Annotated in this window: 18 protein-coding genes; 8 read left to right on the plus strand and 10 right to left on the minus strand. The window is 75.1% G+C overall.

The annotated features are described in order from the left end of the window. Positions 1 to 50 precede the first annotated feature (50 nt). A complete protein-coding gene (locus F1544_RS04100) occupies positions 51 to 1,334 on the minus strand; it encodes a cupin domain-containing protein (protein ID WP_167582376.1) in 1,284 nt (427 codons plus the stop codon). Continuing rightward, positions 1,331 to 1,567 carry a hypothetical protein gene (locus tag F1544_RS04105; RefSeq protein WP_167582378.1) on the minus strand — a complete coding sequence of 79 codons (237 nt, stop codon included), beginning with the start codon at positions 1,565 to 1,567 and terminating at the stop codon, positions 1,331 to 1,333. The genes F1544_RS04100 and F1544_RS04105 overlap by 4 nt, the downstream gene beginning before the upstream one ends. A 139-nt stretch (positions 1,568 to 1,706) precedes the next feature. On the opposite strand from F1544_RS04105, the gene F1544_RS04110 reads away from it, so the two are divergent. Further along, positions 1,707 to 2,675 carry an SGNH/GDSL hydrolase family protein gene (locus tag F1544_RS04110; RefSeq protein WP_167582380.1) on the plus strand — a complete coding sequence of 323 codons (969 nt, stop codon included), beginning with the start codon at positions 1,707 to 1,709 and terminating at the stop codon, positions 2,673 to 2,675. Between the two features lie 73 nt (positions 2,676 to 2,748). Here the strand turns inward: F1544_RS04110 and ilvC are convergent, their stop codons facing one another. From ilvC to ilvD, 4 genes are all read right to left on the minus strand, one after another. Continuing rightward, positions 2,749 to 3,777, minus strand: coding sequence for a ketol-acid reductoisomerase (gene ilvC, locus F1544_RS04115; RefSeq protein WP_167582382.1), 1,029 nt, complete (start codon positions 3,775 to 3,777; stop codon positions 2,749 to 2,751). Between the two features lie 43 nt (positions 3,778 to 3,820). Further along, entirely contained in the window at positions 3,821 to 4,333 is a 513-nt protein-coding gene (gene ilvN, locus F1544_RS04120; protein WP_167582385.1) for an acetolactate synthase small subunit, read from the minus strand. Next, positions 4,333 to 6,183 (minus strand): acetolactate synthase large subunit, encoded by a 1,851-nt coding sequence (locus F1544_RS04125; RefSeq protein WP_167582552.1) that lies wholly within the window; start codon positions 6,181 to 6,183, stop codon positions 4,333 to 4,335. Before F1544_RS04125 ends, ilvN begins: the two co-directional genes overlap by 1 nt. A 329-nt stretch (positions 6,184 to 6,512) precedes the next feature. Further along, positions 6,513 to 8,198 carry a dihydroxy-acid dehydratase gene (gene ilvD, locus F1544_RS04130; protein WP_167582555.1) on the minus strand — a complete coding sequence of 562 codons (1,686 nt, stop codon included), beginning with the start codon at positions 8,196 to 8,198 and terminating at the stop codon, positions 6,513 to 6,515. A 220-nt stretch (positions 8,199 to 8,418) separates the two neighbouring features. Here ilvD and F1544_RS04135 point away from each other — a divergent pair, with 220 nt between their 5' ends. The 3 genes from F1544_RS04135 to F1544_RS04145 all read left to right on the plus strand — a co-directional run bounded on the left by F1544_RS04135 (position 8,419) and on the right by F1544_RS04145 (position 12,846). Beyond that, entirely contained in the window at positions 8,419 to 10,404 is a 1,986-nt protein-coding gene (locus F1544_RS04135; protein ID WP_167582387.1) for an aldo/keto reductase, read from the plus strand. A 2-nt stretch (positions 10,405 to 10,406) separates the two neighbouring features. Further along, positions 10,407 to 11,411, plus strand: a complete 1,005-nt coding sequence (locus F1544_RS04140) for a LacI family DNA-binding transcriptional regulator (protein WP_167582388.1) — start codon at positions 10,407 to 10,409, stop codon at positions 11,409 to 11,411. 73 nt (positions 11,412 to 11,484) lie between these two features. Continuing rightward, a complete protein-coding gene (locus F1544_RS04145) occupies positions 11,485 to 12,846 on the plus strand; it encodes a uracil-xanthine permease family protein (RefSeq protein ID WP_167582390.1) in 1,362 nt (453 codons plus the stop codon). A 45-nt stretch (positions 12,847 to 12,891) separates the two neighbouring features. On the opposite strand, the gene F1544_RS04150 is transcribed toward F1544_RS04145, so the two are convergent. Continuing rightward, positions 12,892 to 13,746, minus strand: a complete 855-nt coding sequence (locus F1544_RS04150; protein WP_167582392.1) for an SDR family oxidoreductase — start codon at positions 13,744 to 13,746, stop codon at positions 12,892 to 12,894. 180 nt (positions 13,747 to 13,926) lie between these two features. Between F1544_RS04150 and F1544_RS04155 the strand changes: the two genes are divergently transcribed. Then, positions 13,927 to 14,808, plus strand: coding sequence for a helix-turn-helix transcriptional regulator (locus tag F1544_RS04155; RefSeq protein ID WP_167582394.1), 882 nt, complete (start codon positions 13,927 to 13,929; stop codon positions 14,806 to 14,808). A 69-nt stretch (positions 14,809 to 14,877) separates the two neighbouring features. On the opposite strand, the gene F1544_RS04160 is transcribed toward F1544_RS04155, so the two are convergent. Beyond that, positions 14,878 to 16,287, minus strand: coding sequence for an NAD(P)/FAD-dependent oxidoreductase (locus F1544_RS04160; RefSeq protein ID WP_167582396.1), 1,410 nt, complete (start codon positions 16,285 to 16,287; stop codon positions 14,878 to 14,880). A gap of 145 nt (positions 16,288 to 16,432) precedes the next feature. On the opposite strand from F1544_RS04160, the gene F1544_RS04165 reads away from it, so the two are divergent. Beyond that, positions 16,433 to 16,918 carry an SRPBCC family protein gene (locus F1544_RS04165; RefSeq protein WP_167582398.1) on the plus strand — a complete coding sequence of 162 codons (486 nt, stop codon included), beginning with the start codon at positions 16,433 to 16,435 and terminating at the stop codon, positions 16,916 to 16,918. Here the strand turns inward: F1544_RS04165 and F1544_RS04170 are convergent. After that, positions 16,842 to 17,387: a hemerythrin domain-containing protein gene (locus F1544_RS04170; protein WP_167582558.1), complete on the minus strand. Its 546-nt coding sequence runs from the start codon at positions 17,385 to 17,387 to the stop codon at positions 16,842 to 16,844. The two genes, F1544_RS04165 and F1544_RS04170, sit on opposite strands and share 77 nt — an antisense overlap. A 217-nt stretch (positions 17,388 to 17,604) precedes the next feature. Here F1544_RS04170 and F1544_RS04175 point away from each other — a divergent pair, with 217 nt between their 5' ends. Continuing rightward, a complete protein-coding gene (locus F1544_RS04175; protein WP_167582401.1) occupies positions 17,605 to 18,582 on the plus strand; it encodes an ATP-binding cassette domain-containing protein in 978 nt (325 codons plus the stop codon). Further along, a complete protein-coding gene (locus tag F1544_RS04180) occupies positions 18,579 to 19,406 on the plus strand; it encodes an ABC transporter permease (protein WP_167582403.1) in 828 nt (275 codons plus the stop codon). The genes F1544_RS04175 and F1544_RS04180 overlap by 4 nt, the downstream gene beginning before the upstream one ends. A 13-nt stretch (positions 19,407 to 19,419) precedes the next feature. On the opposite strand, the gene F1544_RS04185 is transcribed toward F1544_RS04180, so the two are convergent. Beyond that, positions 19,420 to 22,665 (minus strand): AfsR/SARP family transcriptional regulator, encoded by a 3,246-nt coding sequence (locus F1544_RS04185; RefSeq protein WP_167582405.1) that lies wholly within the window; start codon positions 22,663 to 22,665, stop codon positions 19,420 to 19,422. Positions 22,666 to 22,693 lie beyond the last annotated feature (28 nt).

Genomic DNA, 22,693 nt, shown 5'->3' on the forward strand with positions numbered 1-22,693 from the left:
CGAGCGGGCGGCGCAGGAGAAGCGCTGCGCCGGCAGCTCCTCGAGGACGCTCAGGAGGACTCCCCCGCGACCGGCAGCAGGACGTGCTCGCGCAGCAGCCGGCGCAGCAGGACGAGCGCGTCGCCGACGTCGAGGGCGGGGGCCGCGGCGGCCACCTGCGCGGGTGAGGTGGTGGCGCTGTCCAGGACGTGCTCCAGCGCGGGGCGCACCCAGCCCGGGAACGACACGCGGCGGTCGGGCAGGACGAGCTCGACGACGTCGGGACCCTCCTGCAGCCGCGTCCGCAGGCCGCGGCGGCGGCGCAGATGCGTGTCTGCCGCCAGGGCCCGCACTGTCGCGTCCTGGGCGAGCGGGCCGACGGGCTCGGCGGGGACGGCCCCGGCACGACGGCGCTCGACGAGGCGCCGGACCGCGGCGTCGTCGAGGTTCTCGAGCCAGCGCGCGGCCGCGGCGCGGAAACCCGCCACGTCCAGGTCCCCGTCGGGCAGCGGGAGCGCGCGGCGCAGTTCCACGTCGTCGTGCCCGGCGGAGGCCACGGCGTCGGTGAGGACGTCGGCCCAGGTGGTGGCCAGCAGGCCGATCGTCAGGTGCACCGAGCGGTCGTCGGCCGTGCGCGCCGAGTGCAGCCAGCCGCGCGGGAGGTACAGCGCGTCCCCGGGTTCGAGGACCGTGTCGATGACCGGCGCCCGCCCCGCGACCGGGTCCGGGCCGAGCATCGTGGTCGGCTGCGACTTCACGGGCAGCTCGACGACGGGCGGGTGGATCGTCCAGTGCTTGCGCCCGGCGACCTGGAGCACGACGACGTCGTGGGTGTCGTGGTGGGGCTTGAACCCCTGCGCCCCGGGCGGGGTGACGTAGACGTTCACCTGGCACTGGTGCCCGAGCTCCGCGGCCAGGTCGCGGCAGAAGCCGGCCAGCGGCGGGAACGTGCGGTGCAGGGCCTGCAGGACGATCGTCGCGCCGTCGGCGTAGGCGCGGGCGATCCCGTCGCTGTCGGGCAGGTCGCTCAGCTGCTGGTTCCCGGCGACGGCCTGGCGGGTGAAGCTGCTGCGCGGCAGCCCCTTCCCGTCCTTGACCATCGTGAAGAAGGGGGTGCGCAGGGCGCGGGGGCCCAGCAGCTCGTCGACGGCGGCCGCGGAGAACAGGTCGTCGAAGTCGGCGCGCCCGCCCTGCGCCACGCGCTCGGCGGCCCGCACCAGCAGGGGTGCGGTGTTCCAGTGCTCGGTGGGCAGCGCCGCGGCGGCCGCCCCGAAGCAGCGGCCGAGCGGGGAACCCGGCACCGCCCCCGCGACGTCGTCGGCGGGGGCGGTGCGGGCGGAGGACGTCAGGGTCACGCGCCCGCGGCGTCCGAACCAGCGGGGTCGGAACCGGCGGGGTCGACCTGGGTGGAGTCGCTGTCGCCGGCGTCGGAGTCCCCGCCCTCGCCGCCCGCGGGGTCCGAGCCCGCCGGGTCCGAACCCGCCGGGTCGACCTGCGTGGCGTCGCTGTCGCCGGCGTCCGCGTCGCCGCCCGTGGTCTGGGCGGAGGTGCCGGTCGTGGTGATGTCGTCGTCGCTGAGGCTGCTCATGGCGCAAGCGTCGCACCACCGCGCCGGACGGGCACCTCCGGCCCCGGGAACACCGGTGGGCGATCGCGGAAACCCTGCGCAGCGGGGTCGTGCGCTGCCATGATCGCGGGACTCGACGACGAGCAACCGGAGGCCTCCCGTGCAGTTCCCGCGTGTTCCGACCAGGCGCCCCCTCGCCTCCCTGCTGACCGCCTGCGCGGTCGGCGTCGCCCTGGCGGTGACCGCGGCCGGGCCGGCGCAGGCGCAGGGGCGGCTGCCCGCGGGCGGCGCGCAGGTCGCCACCCTCGGCGACTCCTACGCCTCGGGCGAGGGGGCTCCCGCCCCCGGCGCGACGCCGTGGACCACGAACGCGTTCGGCGACAGCGGCGCGGACGGCTGCCACCGCTCGGTCCTCAGCGGGCACGCGGTCTTCGGCGCCCTCGCCGTGCGCAGGAACGCCGGCCGCGGCGCGGCGGGCTACGTGAGCGCGGCCTGCAGCGGGGCCACGACCGTGACGCTGGTCCAGGGGTTCAAGGGCGAGCGCTCGCAGCTGGCCGCGATCGGGCCGCGCACGCGCACCGTGACCCTCAGCATCGGGGGCAACGACGTCGGGTTCTCCAGCGTGGCCACGGCCTGCAACACGGTGGCGACGATCCCAGGGGCCCCGTCGTGCGCGACCGCGCTGGCCGGTTCGGCCGCGGCGCTGCAGGCGCTCACGACGGCGCCGGCCGGCGGCGTCACGCCGCTGGAGCAGCTCTACCGCGCGGTGCGGGCGAAGGCGCCGAACGCCCGCCTCCTCGTCACCGGCTACCCGCTGCTGTTCCCGACGACCGCCACCGCGTCGCCGCGCTGCGACGTCATCCAGCCGGCGGCCCGCCAGGCCGTCAACGCGGCGACCCTGCGCCTGAACGCCGCCGTGGCGGCCGGCGCCCAGGGCGCCGGGGCCACCTACGTCGACCTCGTGAAGCCGTTCGCGGGGCACTCCTCGTGCGAGAGCGACCCGGCCGCGTCGTGGATCAACTCGATCGTGCCGCAGGACGTGGTCTCGAGCCTCCACCCGAACCCCACGGGGCAGCGGGCGATCGCCGGCGCGCTGGCCGCGGCGGACTGCTGGCGCCGCGGGCGCTGAGCCCGTCCACCCCGCAACGCACGAGGGCCCCCGCACCGGGAACGGTGCGGGGGCCCTCCTGCGTGCGGGTGGCTCAGCGGGCGGCGGAACCCTCGACGTAGTCGGAGTCGTCCGTCTTCACCCAGGCCATGAGCTTGCGCAGCTCGCGGCCGGTGGCCTCGATCGGGTGCGCCTCGGCCTCGGCGCGCAGGCGCTTGAACTCCGGCGCGCCCGCGTCCTGGTCGTCGATGAAGCGCTGCGCGAAGGTGCCGTCCTGGATGTCCTTCAGGACGTCCTTCATGCGCTCCTTGACCGAGGCGTCGATGACGCGCGGGCCGGAGACGTAGTCGCCCCACTCCGCGGTGTCCGACACGCTCCAGCGCTGCTTCGCGATCCCGCCCTCGTACATGAGGTCGACGATCAGCTTCAGCTCGTGCAGGCACTCGAAGTACGCGACCTCGGGCTGGTAGCCCGCCTCGGTGAGGACCTCGAAGCCGGTCTGCACGAGCGCCGACGCGCCACCGCACAGGACGGCCTGCTCACCGAACAGGTCGGTCTCGGTCTCCTCGGTGAAGGTGGTCTTGATGCCGCCGGCGCGCAGGCCGCCGATCGCCTTGGCGTAGGCCAGGGCGAGGTCCCACGCGTCGCCGGTCGCGTCCTGCTCGACGGCGACGATCACGGGGACGCCGCGGCCGTCGACGTACTCGCGGCGCACGAGGTGGCCCGGGCCCTTGGGGGCGACCATGACGACGTCGACGTCGGCCGGGGGCTTGATGTAGCCGAAGCGGATGTTGAAGCCGTGGCTGAAGAACAGCGCCTTGCCGGAGGTGAGGTTCGGCTCGATCGACTCGGCGTACAGGCCGCGCTGCAGGTGGTCCGGGACCAGCACCATGATGACGTCGGCCTCGGCCGCCGCCTCGAAGGGCGTGAGGACCCGCAGGCCCTCCTCCTCGGCCTTGGCGCGGCTGGTGGAACCCGGCTTGAGGCCGACGCGGACGTCGACGCCGGAGTCGCGCAGCGAGAGCGCGTGGGCGTGGCCCTGGCTGCCGTAGCCGAGGACCGCGACCTTCTTGTCGGTGATCTTGGACAGGTCGGCGTCGTCGTCGTAGAACATCTGCGCCACGGGTGCGTCTCCTCAGGTGTTGCGGTGGGTGCGGAAGGGGGGTCTAGGCCGAGCGCAGGGCCCGGTCGGAGATCGAGCGGCCGCCGCGCGCGAGCGCGACGGAACCCGACTGGACCAGCTCGCGGATCCCGAAGGGCTCCAGGACCCGCAGCAGCGCCGCGAGCTTCTCGGGGCTGCCGGTCGCCTCGACCGTCACGGCGTCGGGCGACACGTCGACGACGTGGGCCCGGAACAGCACGACCGTGTCGACGACCTCGCCGCGCACGGAGGCGTCGGCGCGGACCTTGACGAGCAGGAGCTCGCGCTGGACCGACGACTCGTCCTCGAGCTCGACGATCTTCAGGACGTTGATCAGCTTGTTGAGCTGCTTCGTCACCTGCTCCAGCGGCTGCGACTCCACGTCGACGACGATGGTCATCCGGGAGATCTCGCTGCGCTCGGTCGGTCCGACCGTGAGGGAGTGGATGTTGAAGTTCCTGCGCGCGAACAGCGACGTGACGCGCATCAGGACACCGGGCCGGTTCTCGACCAGGACGGACAGGGTGTGCTGGGACATCAGGAGATCACCTTCTCGGGACCGGACTCGTTGTCGCCCTCTTCCTCGCGGTCCCAGGTCGGCGAGACGCCCCGCGCGTACTGGATGGCGTCGTTGCTGACGCCGGCCTCGACCATCGGCCAGACCATCGCGTCGCGGTGCACGCGGAAGTCGACGACGACGGGCACGTCGTTGATCGCCATGGCCTTCTCGATCGTCGCGTCGACGTCCTCCGGCTTGTCGCAGCGCAGCCCGACGCAGCCGTAGGCCTCGGCGAGCTTGACGAAGTCGGGGATCGGCGCGGCGTGGGTGCCGTGGTGGTCGCCCGAGTTCAGGTCGGTGTTGGAGTAGCGCTCGGAGTAGAAGAGCGTCTGCCACTGCCGGACCATGCCGAGGCTCGAGTTGTTGATGATCGCGATCTTGACCGGGATCTGGTTCAGGGTGCAGGTGGCCAGCTCCTGGTTGGTCATCTGGAAGCAGCCGTCGCCGTCGATCGCCCAGACCACCGTGTCGGGCTTGCCGACCTTGGCCCCCATGGCCGCGGGCACCGCGTAGCCCATGGTCCCGAGCCCGCCCGAGTTCAGCCACGTGCGCGGCTTCTCGTACTTCACGAACTGCGCGGACCACATCTGGTGCTGGCCGACGCCCGCGACGTAGATCGCGTCGGGGCCGGCGATCTCGCCGATGCGGGCGATCACGTGCTGCGGCGCCAGGGTGCCGTCGTCGGAGTCGGCGTAGCCCAGCGGGTAGGTCTCGCGCCAGCCGTGCGTCTGCGCGACCCACGCGGAGATGTCGGCGCGGCCGCGCTCGAACTCGGCCTCCAGGGCCGTCGTGAGCTCGGCGATGACGAGCTTGGCGTCGCCCACGATCGGGACGTCGACGGCGCGGTTCTTGCCGATCTCCGCCGGGTCGATGTCGGCGTGGATGACCTTGGCCTCGGGGGCGAAGCTCGAGAGCAGCCCCGTGACGCGGTCGTCGAAGCGGGCCCCCAGGGTGATGAGCAGGTCCGACTTCTGCAGGGCCGTGACGGCCGCGACGGTGCCGTGCATGCCGGGCATGCCCAGGTTGTTCGCGTGGCTGTCGGGCAGCGCGCCGCGGGCCATGAGCGTCGTCACGGCGGGGATGCCCGTGAGGTCGGCCAGCGCGAGCAGCTCCGAGGACGCGTCGGCCTTGATGACGCCGCCGCCGACGTAGAGGACGGGGCGCTGGGCCGCGGCGATCATCCGCGCGGCCTCCTTGACCTGCTTGCCGTGCGGGCGGGTCACGGGGCGGTAGCCCGGCAGGTCCACCGACGCCGGCCACGTGAACGAGGTGCGGGCCGTGAGCGCGGACTTCGCGACGTCGACCAGGACCGGGCCGGGGCGGCCCGTCGAGGCGAGGTGGAAGGCCTCGGAGATCACGCGCGGGATGTCGGCCGGGTCGGTCACCAGGTAGTTGTGCTTGGTGATCGGGATGGTGATGCCGGTGATGTCGGCTTCCTGGAACGCGTCCGTGCCGATCGCGGCGGCGCCGACCTGGCCGGTGATCGCGACCATCGGGACGGAGTCCATGTTCGCGTCGGCGATGGGCGTGACGAGGTTGGTCGCGCCGGGGCCGGAGGTGGCCATGCAGACGCCGACCTTCCCGGTCGCCACGGCGTAGCCCTCGGCGGCGTGCCCGGCGCCCTGCTCGTGGCGCACGAGGATGTGGCGCACGTGCGGGGAGTCCATGAGCGGGTCGTAGGCCGGGAGGATCGCGCCGCCCGGGATCCCGAAGACCACCTCGACGCCCACGGCCTCGAGCGAGCGGACGAGGCTTTGGGCGCCCGTCAGCGACTCGACGGGCAGCAGGGGGTCGAAGGGCAGTCCCTCGGTGGTCTGCGCGTTCGGCATCTCGGTGGTCCTCCTCATGCGGTGGCGCTGGTTCCTCGCGGGTGAGCCGTCGACGCGCCGGCCGCAGGCTGCCGGACGCGAAAAGACCCCTCCGCCCGCAGGCAAGTCGAGGGGTCGCGCGCTCGGCCGAGACGTGTCAGCCGGCGTGCTGGCCGACGGCTACGAGGAAGCGCATGCAGAGAAGGTAACCCCCGACGGCCGGGCTGTCAGCCGGCGGCCCACCGCGTCTCACATGCTGGACAGCTCGTCCACCCACCGGACACGACGGCCCGCCGGACACCCGCCGCGGTCGGGCAGGGGGCACCTGCACGACCACGGCGGGGAGGGGCTCAGAAGCAGACGGCCCCGACCGAGGCGGACTGGACCTGCTTGGCGTACTTGGCGAGGACCCCGCGCGTGAACACCGGGGCCAGCGGCTCCCAGCCCTCGCGGCGCGCGGCGAGCTCCGCCTCGTCGACCAGGAGCTCGAGGGTCTTGCCGGCGACGTCGAGGCGGATCCGGTCGCCGTCGCGCACGAAGGCGATGGGCCCGCCGTCGACGGCCTCGGGGGCCACGTGGCCGACGCAGAGGCCCGTGGTGCCGCCGGAGAACCGGCCGTCGGTCATGAGCAGGACGTCCTTGCCGAGCCCGGCGCCCTTGATCGCCCCGGTGATGGCGAGCATCTCGCGCATCCCCGGACCGCCCTTGGGGCCCTCGTAGCGGATGACCACCACGTCGCCCGCGGCGATGGTGCCGTCCTCCAGGGCGTCCAGCGCGGCGCGCTCGCGCTCGAAGACGCGGGCCGTGCCCTCGAAGACGTCGGCGTCGAAGCCGGCGCTCTTCACGACGGCACCGCCGGGGACGAGGTTGCCCTTGAGGATCGTGATCCCGCCGGTCTTGTGGATCGGGTTGTCCAGCGCACGCAGGACGACCCCGTCGAGGTCCGGGGGCGCGATGTCGGCGAGGTTCTCCGCCATCGTGCGGCCCGTGACGGTGAGGCAGTCGCCGTGCAGCAGGCCCGCGTCGAGCAGGGCGCGCATGACGACGGGGATCCCGCCGATGCGGTCGACGTCGACCATGACGTGGCGGCCGAAGGGCTTCAGGTCGGCCAGGTGCGGCACCTTGCCGGCGATGCGGTCGAAGTCGGCGAGCGTCAGGTCGACCTCGGCCTCGTAGGCGATCGCGAGCAGGTGCAGCACGGCGTTGGTGGAACCGCCCAGCGCCATGACGACGGCGATGGCGTTCTCGAACGCCTCCTTGGTGAGGATCTGGCGCGCCGTGATGCCCTTGGCCAGCAGGTTGACCACGGCCTCGCCGGACTTGCGGGCGAACCCGTCGCGGCGGCGGTCGGTGGCGGGCGGGGCGGCGCTGCCGGGCAGCGACATCCCGAGCGCCTCGGCCGCGGCGGCCATGGTGTTGGCGGTGTACATGCCGCCGCAGGCGCCCTCGCCCGGGCAGATGGCGCGCTCGATGGTGTCCAGGTCGCCCTTGCTCATGAGCCCGCGGGCGCACGCGCCGACGGCCTCGAAGGCGTCGATGAGGGTGACCTCGTGCTCGCTGCCGTCGGAGAGCTTCGCGCGCCCGGGCAGGATCGTGCCGGCGTAGAGGAAGACGCTCGCGAGGTCCAGGCGGGCCGCGGCCATGAGCATCCCCGGCAGCGACTTGTCGCAGCCGGCGAGGAGCACGGAGCCGTCGAGGCGCTCGGCGCTCATGACGGTCTCGACCGAGTCGGCGATGACCTCGCGGCTGACGAGGGAGAAGTGCATGCCCTCGTGACCCATGGAGATCCCGTCGGAGACGCTGATCGTCCCGAACTCCATGGGGAACCCCTGCGCCGCGTGCACGCCGTCCTTGACGGCCTTCGCGAGGCGGTCCAGGGAGAGGTTGCAGGGGGTGATCTCGTTCCAGCTCGAGGCCACGCCGATCTGGGGCTTCACCCAGTCGTCGTCGCCCATGCCGACGGCGCGCAGCATGCCGCGCGACGCGGTCGCCTCGATGCCGTCGGTGACCGTGCGGCTGCGGGGCTTGATGTCCACGCCGGGGTCGGCCTCGCCGGCCGCCCTCCGGGGGGCGCTCGTGGTGGTGCCTGCCTGCTGCGGTGCGGGGGTGTCGACGCTCACGCGCGCAGTCTAGGACGGCGTCCGCGGCCCGCCGGACCCCCGCCGCGCCCCCGGCCGCCGTTGACCGCTGCGGACCACCCACCTAGTCTCGACGCGTCGTGAACGTTCACGGCCCCCGATCCCCCTGGAGTTCCGCATGGACACCGCAGTCCGCTGGGCCGTGCTCGGCCCCGGCGCCATCGCCCGCCGCTTCGTCTCCCAGCTCCCCGCGAGCCGCTCCGGCCGGCTCGTGGCCGTCGGCAGCTCCGACCCGGCCCGCGCGCAGGCGCTCGCCACCGAGACCGGCCCGGACGTGCGGACCGGCACCTACGACGAGGTCCTGGCCGACCCCGAGGTGGACGCCGTCTACGTCTCCACCGTGCACACCACCCACGCGCGCCTGGCCCTGGCCGCCGTGCGCGCCGGCAAGCACGTGCTCGTCGAGAAGCCGCTCGCGCCCAACGCCGGCAGCGTCATGGCCGTCGTCGACGCGGCGCGCACCGCGGGCGTCACGGTCGTCGAGGCGTACATGTACCGCTTCCACCCGCAGACCCGGAAGCTGCTGCAGCTCGTGGCCGAGGGCGCGATCGGCGACGTCACCCACGTCGACGCCAGCTTCGCCTTCTCCACCTCCTCCCCCACCGGGCGCCTGTTCGACCCGGAGCTCGCGGGCGGCGGCATCCTCGACGTCGGCGGCTACCCCGTCTCGATGGCGCGGGCGATCGCCGGTGCCGCGACGGGCCGACCGTTCGCCGAGCCCACGGAGCTGACCGCGGCCGGCACCCTGGGCGACACGGGCGTCGACGAGTGGGCCACCGCCACGCTGACCTTCGCGAGCGGCCTGACCGCGACCGTGCGCTGCGGCGTCCGCCTGGCCGAGCCGGAGACCGTCACGGTCCACGGCTCGAAGGGCTCGATCTCGCTGGCCGACCCGTGGACGATCCGGGAGAACACCGCCCTGACGCTGACCGTGGTCGGCCAGGAGCCCCAGGTCCTCGACTTCGCGCCGAGCCAGGAGAACCGCCCCTACGCGCTGGAGGCCGACGCGCTGGCCGACGCGGTCGCCGCGGGCGGCGACGCCCCGCAGAACTCCCTCGAGGACAGCCTCGGCACGGCCGTCGTGCTGGACCGCTGGCGCGCGGCCCTCGGGCTGCGGTTCCCCTTCGAGGCGGACACCGCGGACATCCCCACCGTCTCGGGCCTGCCGCTGACCGTGGACCCGGCGAACGTCATGCAGTACGGGACGATCGAGGGCCTCGGCAAGCGCGTCTCCCGCCTGGTCATGGGCTGCGACAACCAGCCCGACCTCGCGCACGCCTCGGCCATCTTCGACCACTTCTTCACCGCGGGCGGCAACACCTTCGACACCGCGTGGCTGTACGGGAAGGGCAAGTACGAGAAGCTCTTCGGCCAGTGGGTGGCCAACCGCGGGATCCGCGAGGACCTCGTCGTCATCGTCAAGGGCTGCCACACCCCGCACAACGACCCGGAGTCGCTGTCGCGCCAGCTGCTGGAGTCCCTCGAGCGCCAGCAGCACGGCTACGCCGACATCTACATGATGCACCGCGACAACCCCGACGTCCCGGCCGGCGAGTTCGTCGACGTCCTCAACGAGCACGTCGACGCGGGCCGCATCACGGTGTTCGGCGGCTCGAACTGGTCGCCGCAGCGCGTCGACGAGGCCGACGCGTACGCGAAGGCCAACGGCAAGCGCGGGTTCTCGGTGCTCAGCAACCACTTCGGCCTGGCCGAGGCCTACGACGTGCCGTGGGCGGGCTGCCTGCACGTCACCGACGCCGACTCCAAGGAGTGGCTGCGCCGCAAGCAGATCCCCCTGCTGCCGTGGTCCTCGCAGGCCCGCGGGTTCTTCGCCCGCGCCGACGAGGCGGACCGCAGCGACGCGGAGCTCGTGCGCTGCTACTACAGCGACGAGAACTTCGAGCGCAAGCGCCGCGCGGAGCAGCTCGGCGCCGAGCTGGGGGTCCCCGCGACCGCCGTCGCGCTGGCCTTCGTGCTGGCGCAGCCGTTCCCGACGTTCCCGCTGTTCGGGCCGCGCACCATCGCCGAGGCCCGCTCGTCCATGACGGGCCTCACGGTGAGCCTGGACGAGCGCCAGGTGGCGTGGCTGGACCTGCAGGACTGACGGTGTCCCCCGGGCGAGCGGTGCCCCCGCCGCGGCCCGCGACGATCAAGGACGTCGCGGCCGCGTCGGGGGTGTCCCGGCAGACGGTCACCCGCGCGGTGAACGCCATGCCGGGCATCAACGCGGACACCCGGGAGCGGGTGCTCGCCGCGGCCCGCGAGCTGGGCTACCGGCCCTCGCGCTTCGGCCGCGGGCTGGTGAAACCGCCGACGCGGACGCTGGGCCTCCTGGTGGAGGACCTGACGAACCCCTACTACCCCGAGCTCGCCTCGGCCGTGCTGCGGCTCGCGGCGCAGGCGGGGTGGAACGTCGTGCTCGCCGAGCGGGCCGCCGCGCCCGCGGGCGGGGACTTCCTGACGGAGCGCTTCGGGGCCGACGTGGACGCCGTCGTCAGCTTCACGGGCCTGCACGTCCCGGCCCGCACCGACGGCCTGGCGGAGCTCCCGATCGTCGAGATCGCGCCCGGGCCGCACGAGACCGCCCACGGCCGCGTCGACCTCGACCTCTCCACCGCGATCGTGGAGGCCGTCGCGCACCTGCACGAGCGCGGCGTGCGGCGCCCCGTCGTCCTGGACCTGCCGGGCGGCAGCGGCCGCGCGGCGGCGTTCGTCGCGGCGTTCGCGGCCCGCGACACGACCGCGATGCGGGTCCCGACGGTCTCCACCGACCTCGCCGGCGGGCTGGAGACCGCGGGCCGCGTCCTCACCGAGGTGCCCGACGTGGACGCCCTGGTCGCCTTCAACGACGTCACCGGGTTCGGGGTGCTGCGCGCGCTGCGCCTGGCCGGCGTGGACGTGCCCGGCCAGGTGCGTGTGCTCGGCGTCGACGGCCTGGCCATCGGCAGCTTCGTCACCCCGCGACTGACGACGCTCGCCCTGGACATGCCGCTCGTGGCCCGCACGGCCCTGGAGGTCGTGCTCGCCCTGCACGCGGGGACCCTCGCCCCCGGCGACCCGGGGACCCGGCGCCGGGTCCCCTACCGCCTCGACGTGGGCGAGAGCACCTGAGCGGCGCCCCCTAGAGTTCCCCCGCTCGTGCGGCGGTCGCCCGCGGGCGGGGACCCTCGGGAGGACTCAGGCGATGGCACGCAGTCGGACGACGGGCTGGCAGCTGCACGGCGACGGGCGGACGGTGCGCCCGGGGGGCGTGGTGGCGCCGGAGGAGCGGCTCAGCTGGTCCCGGACGGTCGGGCTGGGCCTGCAGCACGTGGTCGCGATGGCCGGCTCGACGATCCTCGTCCCCGCCATCACGGGTTTCCCGGCCTCCACGACCCTGTTCTTCTCGGCCGTCGGGACCGCGCTGTTCCTGCTGCTGACGCGCAACCGGCTGCCGAGCTACCTCGGTTCCTCGTTCGCGTTCATCGCGCCGATCCTCGCGGCCGTCGCCTCGGGCGGGCCCTCGGTGGCCACGGGCGGCGTGCTCGTCACCGGTGTGCTGCTGGCGCTGGTCGGCCTCGTCGTGCACCGCGCGGGCACCCGCTGGCTCGAGCGCGCCATGCCGCCGGTCGTCACCGGCAGCGTGGTCGCCCTCATCGGCCTGAACCTCGCCCCCGCGGCCTGGGGCTCGTGCGACCCGGTCGTCGTCGACGGCGTCCTCGGACAGGGCCCGTGCAGCGGGTTCCGCTCCGACCCCGTGACGGGGATCGTCACCCTCGGCGTCGTCGTCCTGGCCAGCGTCCTGTTCCGCGGCATGCTCGGCCGGCTGTCGATCCTGCTCGGCGTCGTCGTCGGCTACCTGTTCGCCCTGGCCCGCGGCGGCGTGGACCTGGACGGCGTCCGCAGCGCGGCGTGGGTCGGGTTCCCCGAGTTCACGGCGCCGAGGTTCGACGCCAGCGCCATCGTCCTGTTCCTGCCCGTCGTCCTCGTGCTCGTCGCTGAGAACGTCGGGCACGTGAAGTCGGTCGCGGCGATGACCGGCCGCGACCTCGACGACCTCACCGGCCGGGCGCTGGTCGCCGACGGCGTGGCCACGACGCTCGCCGGCGCGGGCGGCGGCTCGGGAACCACCACGTACGCGGAGAACATCGGCGTCATGGCCGCGACCCGCGTGTACTCCACTGCCGCGTACTGGATCGCGGCCGCGACGGCGCTGCTGCTCAGCGCCTCGCCGAAGATCGGCGCCCTCGTCGCCTCCGTGCCCGCGGGCGTCCTCGGCGGTGCCGCGACGCTGCTGTACGGGATGATCGGCATCCTCGGCGCCCGCATCTGGGTGGCGAACCGCGTCGACTTCTCCAACCCCGTGAACCTCACCCCGGCCGCCGTCGCGCTGGTCGTCGGCATCGCGAACTACACGTGGTCGCCGGGCGGCGGGCTGCAGTTCTCGGGCATCGCGCTCGGCACGGCCGCCGCGATCGGGCTGTACCACCTCATGCGGGTCATCTCGGCCGCCCGCGGCACCGCCGCCGTCCCGACGACCCCGGTGGGCGACTCCTCCGGGCACTAGGGATGCCCGACCACCCCGGCCGCCGTCGCTGAGGACGGGACCGGCTCAGGCGTCGTGGGCCAGGGAGGCCGAGAGCTCCCGCTGGGCGTCGACCTGGTCCCGGAGGGTGGCCAGGTTGGCCTCCACCCCCGCCATGACGTCCTCACCGGCGACGAAGCGCAGTGGCAGCCCGGGCCCGTCGGACAGCGCGACCAGGGCCGCGGCGAGCTTGGCGGGGTCCCCGCCCTGCCGGCCGTTCATGCCCCTCCAGGCCTCAACGGTCTGCGCGGTGCGCTCGGCGTAGTCGGCCACGTCCAGCTCGGGCCAGATCGTCGAGGAGCCCTCGACGAGGAGCTCGGTGCGGAAGAAGCCGGGCTCCACGGCCATCGTGGCGATGCCGTAGGGGGCGAGGTCGTAGCGCAGGGACTCCATCCAGCCCTCCAGGGCGAACTTGGAGGAGGCGTACGCGGCGCAGAACTCCTGGCCCACCAGCCCGGCGGCGGAGGTCACGGTGATGACCTGCCCCGAGCGCTGCCCGCGCATGACGGGCAGCACGGCCCGGGTCACGGTGAGGGGGCCGAAGAAGTTCGTCTCCATCTGGGCGCGGAACTGCGCGTCGCTGATGGTCTCGAAGTACCCGGCGTAGAAGTTGCCGGCGTTGTTCACCAGCACGTCGATGCGCCCGAAGCGGTCCACCGCGGCCCGGGTGGCGGCGGCGGCGGCCTCGACGGAGGTGACGTCCAGGGCGACGGCGAGCAGGTCCTCGTGGGCGCCGACCGCGGACTCGACGCGCCGGGCGTCGCGGCCGGTGGCGACGACGCGGTGGCCGGCGGCCAGGGCGGCCCGCGCGATGTCGACGCCGAGCCCGCGGCCGGCTCCGGTCACGAACCAGACGCTGCCGGTGCTCTCGGGGGTGGTCACGGGGTTCCCTCCAGGGGTGCGCTGCCGTGCGGGGGCCGAGCCGTCTCCGACCCGGCCGCCCGCTGCGCCGATCGGCGCAGTCCCCAGTGGAGCCGCTCGCGGGACACCGCGGGAGTCACCGGCCTCAGGTGTACCGGCAGCCCATCCCACGCCCCGGCGGGAGCACCTAGCCTCGACGGCGTGGACCACCGCGCCGAGATCAAGGCCTTCCTGACGTCGCGGCGGGCGAAGGTCACCCCCGAGCAGGCCGGTCTGACCTCGTACGGCAGGACCCGCCGGGTGCCGGGCCTGCGCCGCAGCGAGGTCGCCGACCTCGCCGGGGTCAGCGTCGAGTACTACGCCCAGCTCGAGCGCGGCGGCCTCGCCGGGGTCTCGGAGTCCGTGCTCGACGCCGTGGCCCGGGCGCTGCGCCTCGACGAGGCCGAACGCGCGCACCTGGCCGACCTCGCCCGCGCCGCGGGCCCCGCACGTCGAACCCGCCGCACGGCGGCGGCGCAGCAGGTCCGGCCCGGCGTGCAGCGGTTGCTGGACCTGATGGAGAGCGTCCCGGTGATCGTGAACAACGCCCGGCTGGAGACCGTCGCGGCCAACGACCTGGGCCGGGCGCTCTTCGACCCGGTGTGGGCCAGCCCGACCCGGTCCCCCGGTCAGCCCGTCAGCCACGCCCGGTTCACCTTCCTCGACCCCGGCGCCCCGGCGTTCTGGACCGACTGGGAGCAGGCCGCGGACGACGCCGTCGCGCAGCTGCGCACGGAAGCCGGCCGCGATCCCGGCGACCGGGCCCTCACCGGCCTCGTCGGGGAGCTGAGCACGCGCAGCGGACCGTTCCGGCAGCGCTGGGCGGCCCACGACGTGCGCCTGCACCGGACCGGCACCAAGCACGTCGACCACCCCGTGGTCGGCCGCCTCGGCCTGGACTTCGAGGCGCTCGAGCTCCCAGCGGACCCCGGACTGCTGATGATCACGTTCACGGCCCCGGCGGGTTCACCCACCGCCGACGCCGTGTCGCTGCTGGGGGCGTGGGCCGCGAGCCGGGCGCCGGCGGCCCGGTCGTCGTCCTGACCTCTCGGTCCGGGACGTCCGCAGACGAGAGCGGTGCCGCCGGCAGGAGGCGGCAGCGGCGGTCGTCCGCTACGCCGGCCGGTCCGCGGGTTCGAGCGCCGGGGTCGGCTGCGGTCGCGGCGTCCGGCGTGCCCGCAGCGAGCGCCACAGGATCCCCGGGGAGGCCAGGGTCTGCGGGTGCTCGACCATCTGCGTGACCCCGTCGAAGGCCCGGGCGACCACCGGGTCCACCACGGTGGCGTCGACGACCAGGTCGATCAGGCCGGCGGTCACGCGTTCCAGACCCCGCGGCGGACGGTTGACGGAGGGCCGGGACCGGTCGCCGCCGGACGAGAGGTCCCACGCCGCGTCCACCACCACCTTCTGCAGGGCGAAGAACGCCCGCGCGGGCGCCCCCAGGTCGGCGCCGGAGCGCAGCCACCTCGACAGGCAGGAGGCGTGCAGCGCAGCGGAGGTCATGCCCTGGCCGTAGATCGGGTTGAACGACGCCACGGCGTCCCCCACCGCCAGCAGGCCTGCGGGCAGTCGTGCCGCCGCCGCCCAGTCCCGGCGGCGGCTGTCGCCCTGGCGGTAGGTGGCGACGTCCCCGAGGAGCTCCCCGGAGGCCACCCGCCCGAAGGGCTCGGGGAACTCCTGGCGGCAGCGCCGGACCATGTCCTCGGCGGTGCGGCCCGGACGGCACTCCCCGAAGCCGGCCAGGAGGACGATCCAGCGGTCCTCCTCCACCGGGGTGAAGGTGGCCCCGCCCAGGTCCCCGCCCGTCTCCGGGGTCACGAGCGCCACCGCGGCGGACACGTCCTGCTCGCCGGGCGGGCGCCGGAAGAACGCCGTGGCGTAGTTGATGCCCGTGACCTGACGCGTCAGGGGCGGCGCGTTCCAGCCGGCGGCGCTCAGCCAGTCGGAGACCCTGCTGGCCCGCCCGCTCGCGTCGACCACCAGGTCGGCCGCCAGGTGCCGCGGAGCGCCGTCGGCCTCGTACCGCACCCCCGTCACGGCGTCGCCGCCCAAGTCGAGGCCGGTGACGCGCCCGGTGACGAGTTCCACGCCCGGCAGCCCTCGCACCAGCTCGCGGACCTGGTGCTCCAGGAACGGGCGGGTCGACGTGAGCAGGTCCGAGTTGCCGGGCGCGGCGACCCCGTCGGTGTAGATCGCCAGCCGGTCCGCGGGCACCCGCTGGGCGCCGGCCGCGACCGCGCGGTCGGCGAAGCCGGGGAACCACCGCTCCAGCTGCACGGCACCACCGCGCAGCAGCGCGTGCACCTGGCTGCTCTGCGGCACGCCGCGTCGCGCCCCGGGGTGGTCGGTCGCCGGGTCGCGCTCGATCACCACCACGCGGTCGGCGTGCTCGGCCAGCACCCGCGCGGCGAGCAGGCCGGCCACGCTCCCGCCCAGCACGACGGCGCGTCCGAGCCGTGCGGGAGCACCGGGCGGAGGGGTGACCGACGAGATCGAGGCGAACGTGCGCGCAGCCGACGTCATGCGGGGACTCCTCAGCCACGGTCCGGGACGCCCCGGACTCGCCACCAGCCAACCCCTCGCGGCGCACCGGCGTCCAGTGAGGACCGCGCGACGGCTCCCGCCGACCGACGCCCGGTCGCGTGGACCGGCTGGCTAGGGTCCGGTCGTGACCAGCGCAACGGAGTCCCGCATCGTCGTCGAGCGCGAGGTGGCGGCCGACGCCGCCACGGTGTTCGGCCTGCTCGCCGATCCGCGCCGGCACCCTGAGATCGACGGCTCCGGCACCGTGCGCGTGGCGGAGGAGACCCGGCCGATCGCCGGTGCGGGGCAGAGCTTCGTCATGGACATGGACCTCACGGCGGTGGGCCACCCGGAGCTGTCCGACTACCAGACCGAGAACCACGTCGTGGAGTTCGCGCCCGGGGAGCGCCTCGCCTGGGCGACCGCGCGGCGCGGGCAGACCCCGCCCGGGGTGCGGTGGAGCTGGTCCCTGCACCCGGCGGGTCCCGGCCGCACCCGCGTCGTCCACACGTACGACTGGTCCGCGGTCACCGACCCCGCGGTCCTGGCCCGCATCAGCTTCCCGAGGATCCCCGCCGACCGCCTGGCCGAGACGCTGGTGCGCCTGGCGGCCGCCGTCGAGGGGCGCTGAGCGGTCCGAGTGCAGCGCTGACGTCGACGTCCAGGTCCAGCGCTTCCAGCACGCGCAGCAGCTGCCGCTCCTCGTAGCGGAAGTGGGACTCCACGACGGCCGCCAGACCGTCGAGGTGGCGGTCCAGCTCCGCCGGGCTCGCCGTGCGCTGCACGGCGGACTGCAGCCCGGCGAGCAGGTGCGCGATCATCGAGTGGTCCTGCTGCAGCTGCCGCAGCGTGTCGCGCAGGTGCGGGTGCTGCTGCGCGAGAGCGGGGAACAGCTCGCGGTCCTCGCCCTCGTGGTGACCGCTCAGGGCCGCGCAGAACCCGTGGCAGAACAGCAGCAGTTCCCGGGTCGCCGGTTCGGCCGCCTCGACGCCCTGCGCCACCGCGGTCCGCGTGACGGCCAGCGCCTCGCGCAGGCGCTCGTGCACTGCGCGCAGCTCACGGCTCCAGGCCACCAGCCTGGTCTCCTCGCCCTCACCCACAGGGGCGGGCGACGGGGACGACGACGTCAACGTCGCACTCCTGCGGTCCGGCGCCTCCATGCCTGACACGGTCTGCCACCGCACGCGACGCTGGCGACGACCCTAGAGCTCGGCGAGGGCGACGTCGAGGGCGTCGGGGCACGGCTCCGCCGGCGCACGCCAGCCCGTGCCAGCGGCGTGACAGCGCCGCGCCAGCCCGCCCCGCGAACCTCCTCGCATGCCCCCCACCACGGACTACGCGATCGAAGCCGAAGGGCTGCGCAAGCGCTTCGGCACCACCCAGGCCCTCGACGGGGTCGACCTGCGCGTCGGCCAGGGCCGCGTCCTCGGCGTCCTCGGCCCCAACGGCGCCGGGAAGACGACGGCCGTCCGCATCCTCGCCACCCTCCTGCGCCCCGACGCCGGCTCCGCCCGCATCGGCGGCTTCGACGTCGTCCGCGACGCCGCCTCCGTGCGCCGGACCATCGGCCTGACCGGGCAGTACGCCTCGGTCGACGAGGACCTCACGGGCGTGCAGAACCTCGTGCTCATCGGCCGCCTCCTCGACCTCTCCGGGCGCGACGCCCGCCGCCGCGCCGCGGAGCTCCTCGAGTGGTTCGACCTCGCCGAGGCCGGTGGCCGCCGGGCCGGCACCTACTCCGGCGGCATGCGGCGGCGCCTGGACCTCGCGGCCTCGCTGGTCGGCCGCCCCGCCGTCGTGTTCCTCGACGAACCCACCACCGGCCTCGACCCGGCCAAGCGGGAGGACATGTGGACCGTCGTGCGCTCGCTGGTCGCCGAGGGTTCCACGGTGCTGCTCACCACGCAGTACCTGGAGGAGGCCGACCAGCTGGCCGACGAGATCACCGTCATCGACCACGGCCGCGTCATCGCCCACGACACCCCCCTGGGGCTCAAGCGCCAGGCGGGGAACCGCACCCTCAGCGTCACCCCCGCCGACCCCGCGCAGCGCGCCCAGGTCGCCGAGCTGCTCGCCGCGATCAGCGGCGAGGAACCCGTCGCGCTGCCCGCCGGGGGTTCCTCGGTGCCCGTCGTCGACGACGAGGCCGTGACCGCGGCCGTCGCCGGGCTCGCGGCCCGCGGCGTCGTCGTCGGCGAGCTCTCGCTGCACCTGCCGACCCTCGACGAGGTGTTCTCGGCCCTCACCCAGACCGGACCCCAACCGCTCGCGAACGACCAGGAGGTGGCCGCATGACCACGATCGCCGAACGACCCGCCCCCACGCCCGTCGACGTCGCCGCCCCCGCGGCAGCCGGACCGCTGCGCCCGCTGCGGCACGCGCTCGCCCTCGCCGGGCGCAGCCTGGTCAAGACCGCCCGCACGCCCGAGGCCCTAATCGACGTGACGATCCAGCCCGTCATCTTCCTGGTGCTGTTCACCTACATCTTCGGCGGCGCGCTGGGGGGCGGGGACCGCACGTCCTACCTGCAGTACCTGGTGCCCGGCCTGCTCGGCCAGTCGATCGCCCTGGCCGGGGTGTCGCTGGGCGTGAACCTCAACACCGACATCTCCAAGGGCGTCTTCGACCGGTTCCGGTCCCTGCCCATCAGCCGCTCGGCGCCCCTGGTGGGCGCGGTGCTGGCCGACGTCGTGCGCTACCTCATCCTGTTCTGCTTCCTCATGGGTTTCGCGTTCCTCATCGGCTTCCGCGTCCAGACCGGTCCGGTGGAGCTGCTCGCGGCGCTCGGGGTGTCGATGGCGTTCGCGCTGTCGTTCTGCTGGCTGTCCGTCCTCGTCGGGATGCTGGTGCGCACCCCCGGTGCGGTGCAGGGCTTCATGTTCCTGCTCGTGCTCCCGCTGAGCTTCGGCAGCAGCGTGTTCGTGGACTCCTCGACGATGCCGGGGTGGCTGCAGCACTTCGTCGAGGTCAACCCGATCACCCACCTCGTCGGGGTCGTGCGCGGTCTGCTGCTCGGCGGCCCGGTCGCGTCCGACCTCGCCTGGACGGGCGGCTGGATCGCGGTGTTCCTCGCGGTGTTCGTCCCCCTGGCGCTGCGGGCCTACAACCGCCGCGCCTGAGCCCGCGGCCGGCTCAGACCGGTTCCGCGACGGCGGAGGAGACGACGGCGGAGGAGACGGGGGCGGGAGCGGCGAGCTCGATCGCGGCCACGCGGTCGAGGCCCGCCCCCCGGGCGAAGGCCGGTGCGAACCCGTCCTCGCCGAGCTCGCGCTCGAGGTGCTCCCGCAGCCGCCGCACCTCGGGGTCGCCCGGGTCGTCGGCGCCGCGGACGACGGCGGCGGCCCCCAGGACCTCGGCGGCCCGCACCGGGTCGCCGGCCGCGGCGCACCACCGCGCGACGGCGATCGCCGTGCCCGCCACGACGGGCATGTCCCCCGTGCCGCGGGCGGTGTCCCAGGCCTCCTGCAGCAGCGCACCGGCGGCCGCGACCTCCCCACCGTCCAGGTGGACGTGCGCGAGCGTCGTCTGGAGGGTGGCGCGCTCGTGGTCGAAGACGACGGCCGACCCCGGCCGGCGGGCGAGCACCTCGGCCTGCGCGGCCGCGAGCGCGCGGGCGTCGTCGTGGCGGCCCTCCCGGCGCGCCGCGGACACCTCGGCCATCGCCAGCCACGTCCGCGTCTGGGCCGCCGCCAGCGGCGCGAGGCGCCGCATCAGCAGCATCTGCGCGGCCTCCTCCTCCGCGCGGCCCAGCCGGACGAGGACGTCGACCAGGCGCATGCGCACCTGCACCTCGTCGTCGACGGCGTCGAAGCGCGCCGCGAGGTCCGCGGCCTCCGCGAAGGACGCGACCGCCTCCACGAGCTCCCCCGCGTAGACCTGGGCCTGACCCTGCAGGCGCAGCGCCCCCGACAGGCCCCAGCTCTCCCCCGCCGCGCGGAAGAACCGCTCCGCGCTCGCGGCGGAGGCGGCCATGAGCTCGATCCGGCCCAGGTTCTCGGCCGCGAAGCCCCGCACGAGGTCGTACAGCGCCCGCAGCCAGGGGTCGGCCCCCTCGAGGTCCGGCGGCTCCGGCGGCGGCAGGGCGTCCTGCGACCACGGCCGGCCCGCGGAGAACATCGTCAGGACCTCCGTGACGAGGACGACGAGCGGCGAGGGGTCGTGGCGCCGGACCTCCCGCAGCTGCGCCACCACGCTTGAGACGTCCTCCACCGACGGACCCTCGGGACCGCCCGGCTCGCTCGTCACCGACCGGTTCACGAGCTCGAGCGCCTCCGCCACGAGCAGCGACGAGCGGGCGCGCACGACGGCCTCGTCGCCGGGCCGGACGTCCGCGGCCGACAGGGCGGTCCCGAGCCAGTCGCGGGCCAGGGGGTGGCGGCCCAGCGCCGTCCACCACACCGCCACGGGCAGCGCGAGCTGCAGCGCCGGCTCCACGCGGCCCTGCGCGGCGAGCTCGCGCAGGGCGGCCAGCAGGTCCTCGGACTCGGCGTCGAGGCGCTGCGACCAGGCGATCTGCTCCTCCCCGCGCAGTCCGAGGGAGGCCGCGGCACCCACCGCCGTCGCCCATTCCGTCCGCGCCGCCCGCACCTCCTCGACGCGGCCGGCGGCGGCGAGCCGCTCCGCGCCGTACTCGCGGATGGTCTCCAGCAGCGCGTGGCGGTCGGGCGCGCCGGGGCGCGGGGCGGGACGCAGCTGCAGGAGCGACTTCTCGGTCAGCGAGGCCAGGACGTCCGCCACGACCGCCTCGTCGCCGACGTCGCGGCTCACGGCCGCGGCGGCCTCGACGCTCACGGGGGCGCGGAACACCGAGAGGCGCTGCAGCACTTCGCGCTCCGGCTCGTCGAGCAGGTCCCAGCTCCAGTCCACGACGGCCCGCAGCGTGCGGTGGCGGGCCACCGCGGTGCGCCGGCCGCCCGTCAGCAGCCGGAAACGGTCGGAGAGCCGGCTGTTCAGCTCCGCGAGCGAGGTGGTCCGCAGCCGGGCGGCCGCGAGCTCCAGCGCCAGCGGCAGCCCGTCGAGGCGGCGGACGAGGTCGGTGACGAGGGCGGCGTTGTCCGCGGTGAGCGCGAACCCCGGGGACACGGCCGCGGCCCGGTCGGTGAACAGCTGGACCGCGGCGTTGCGGCGCACGGTGTCGGGGTCCGCGCCGGGGACGGGCGGGCGCAGCGGCCCGAGGGGGTGCAGGACCTCCCCCTCGACGCCCAGCGCCTCCCGGCTGGTGGTCAGGACGGTGAGCGCGGCGCAGCGGCGCAGCAGGTCCTCGACGAGCACGGCCGTGTCGTCCAGGACGTGCTCGCAGTTGTCCAGCACCAGCAGCGACGGCCCGGCCGCCAGCGCCCCGACGAGGCGGGTGAGCGGATCGGCGGCGTCGGTGCGCGGACCGCGGTGGTCGCGGCCGGTGTCGCGGGCGCCGACGGCGGCCACCACGGCGGCCAGGACGTCGCCGCCCTCGGCCACGGGCGCGAGCGGGACGACGTGCACGGGCACCGCCGGGCCCAGGGTGCGCGCCAGCTCCTCCGAGAGCCGCGTCTTGCCCGCCCCACCCGGTCCGACGACCGTCACGCAGCGGGCGGTGGCGGTCAGCGCCCGCACGCGCTCCAGGTCGGCGTCGCGGCCCACGAAGGTCGTCAGCGCGGGCACCGGCGCCCGCTCCGGCGGCCTGACCGGGCCCTGCAGGACCTCGAGGTGCGCGGCCCGCAGCGCCGGCGACGGGTCCGCGCCGAGCTCCTCGGCGAGCACGCGACGGGTCTCCTCGTAGGCGGCCAGCGCCTCGGCGTCGCGCCCGGCGGCGTGCAGGGCGCGGACCCGCAGCGCGGCGAACCGCTCCTGCAGCGGGTCCTCGCGCAGCAGCTCCGCCAGCTCCGCGGGCAGGCCGTCGGTGCGACCGCGCCGGAGGTCCGCCTCGGCCCGGTCGGCGAGGGCGTCCCGGCGCAGCCCCTCGAGCCGCTGCGTTGCAGGGGAACCGGCGATCTCGTCGAGGGGGCCGCGCCAGAGGGCCAGGGCGGCCGCGAGCTCTCCGGCGGCCCGCTCCGCGTCCCCCGCGCGCAGCAGGTCCCGCCCGCGCGCGCACCCGCGCTCGAACCGCGGGACGTCCACGGCGTCGGGGTCCAGCGCCAGCAGGTACCCGGCCGGTCCCGCGCCGACGGTGGCGGGCGAGCCGAGGACGCGCCGCAGCCGCGACACGAGCGACTGCAGGGCGCCCGCCCCCGCGGGCGGTTCCCCGGCCCAGAGGACGTCCTCCAGCAGACCCGTCGAGACGGGCCGGCCGACGTTCAGCGCCAGCTCGGCCAGCAGCCGGCGCAGCCGCGCCCCGGCGACGGGGACCTCGGCCCCGGCGCCGTCGCGCACCCGCAGCGGGCCGAGCAGGTCGATGAGCACTCCCCCAGCGTCCCACCCGGCCCCGCGG

It is taken from the genome of Kineococcus rubinsiae (assembly GCF_011839805.1).
In the GTDB taxonomy this organism is placed as follows: Bacteria; Actinomycetota; Actinomycetes; order Actinomycetales; family Kineococcaceae; genus Kineococcus; species Kineococcus rubinsiae.

Coding starts and splice junctions, on each gene's coding strand:
- F1544_RS04105 (WP_167582378.1), bottom strand. CDS start 1,567: ATGAGCAGCCTCAGCGACGACGACATCACCACGACCGGCACCTCCGCC.
- ilvN (WP_167582385.1), bottom strand. CDS start 4,333: ATGTCCCAGCACACCCTGTCCGTCCTGGTCGAGAACCGGCCCGGTGTC.
- F1544_RS04125 (WP_167582552.1), bottom strand. CDS start 6,183: ATGCCGAACGCGCAGACCACCGAGGGACTGCCCTTCGACCCCCTGCTG.
- F1544_RS04135 (WP_167582387.1), top strand. CDS start 8,419: ATGGACACCGCAGTCCGCTGGGCCGTGCTCGGCCCCGGCGCCATCGCC.
- F1544_RS04145 (WP_167582390.1), top strand. CDS start 11,485: ATGGCACGCAGTCGGACGACGGGCTGGCAGCTGCACGGCGACGGGCGG.
- F1544_RS04160 (WP_167582396.1), bottom strand. CDS start 16,287: ATGACGTCGGCTGCGCGCACGTTCGCCTCGATCTCGTCGGTCACCCCT.
- F1544_RS04175 (WP_167582401.1), top strand. CDS start 17,605: ATGCCCCCCACCACGGACTACGCGATCGAAGCCGAAGGGCTGCGCAAG.
- F1544_RS04180 (WP_167582403.1), top strand. CDS start 18,579: ATGACCACGATCGCCGAACGACCCGCCCCCACGCCCGTCGACGTCGCC.